1 protein-coding gene is annotated in these 1,119 nt (G+C 79.0%); it reads right to left on the reverse strand.

The features are described 5' to 3' along the window. Window positions 1-123: 123 nt before the first annotated feature. The coding region (locus JZ5iCDA_RS17630) for a YifB family Mg chelatase-like AAA ATPase (protein ID WP_171905438.1) at window positions 124-1,119 on the reverse strand (996 nt) is incomplete at its 5' end.

Below are 1,119 nucleotides of genomic sequence, written 5' to 3' on the forward strand. Positions count from 1 at the left end.
GCGCGCACGAGGGAGCCCGCGACCTCGTCGGCGGGCTCGGCGATGCGGCACCACGCCGCGCGCGCGAGCCGCTCGTCGGCCACGTCGAAGACCGGCCCGGCGACGGGCACGCGGTCGTCGCGCTCAGCCACGGTAGCCCCGGGTCCGCAGCGCGAGGCCGAGACCGATGTCCGACCGGGAGGGCGCGGCACGCCCGGCGAGGTCGGCGACCGTCCACGCCAGCCGCAGCACCCGGTCGGCCCCGCGCAGGCTGAGGGTGCCGCGGTCGAGCGCGGCGTCGACGTCCTGCAGCAGGCCGGGGTCCGGACCGAGTCGGTCGCGCAGCCATGTGCCCGGCACCTCGGCGTTGGTGCGCCAGCCCGTCCCGGCCAGGCGCTGCGCCGCGGCGGCGCGTGCCGCCGCGACCCGCGCCGCGACGGTCGCGCTCGACTCGGGCTGCGCGCCGCTCGCCCGCTCGACGCGCGAGACGGGACGCACCTCCACCTGGACGTCGACGCGGTCGAGCAGCGGGCCCGACAGGCGGCCGAAGTACCGCCGCTGGGCCACCGGGCTGCACGTGCAGTCGAGTCCCTTGCCCACCGCCTTGCCGCACGGGCACGGGTTGGCCGCCAGCACGAGCTGGAAGCGCGCCGGGTACCGCGCGGTGCCGCCGGCGCGGTGGATCACGAGCTCCCCGTGCTCGAGCGGCTGCCGCAGCGTCTGCAGCACGCGCGCGCCGAACTCGGGCGCCTCGTCGAGGAAGAGCACGCCCCGGTGCGCGCGCGAGGCGGCACCGGGTCGCGGCAGGCCGCTGCCCCCGCCGACGATCGCGGCCGGCGTGGCCGTGTGGTGCGGGTCCTCGTACGGGGGCCGGCGCACCAGGCCGGCACCGGGGTCGAACACGCCCGCGACCGAGTGCACCGCGGTCACCTCCACGGCCTCGCTCTCGGTGAGGTCGGGCAGGATGCCCGGCAGCCGCGAGGCGAGCATGGTCTTGCCCGCACCCGGTGCTCCGACGAGCAGGAGGTGGTGACCGCCCGCCGCCGCGACCTCGAGCGCGTGGCGCGCCTCGTCCTGGCCGAGCACGTCGGCGAGGTCGCCGTCGCGGCGCGCGGCGACGGCTGCGCGCGCCGCCGGGAC

Origin of the sequence: Cellulosimicrobium cellulans, from assembly GCF_001722485.1 — a bacterium.
Taxonomy (GTDB): domain Bacteria; phylum Actinomycetota; class Actinomycetes; order Actinomycetales; family Cellulomonadaceae; genus Cellulosimicrobium; species Cellulosimicrobium cellulans_A.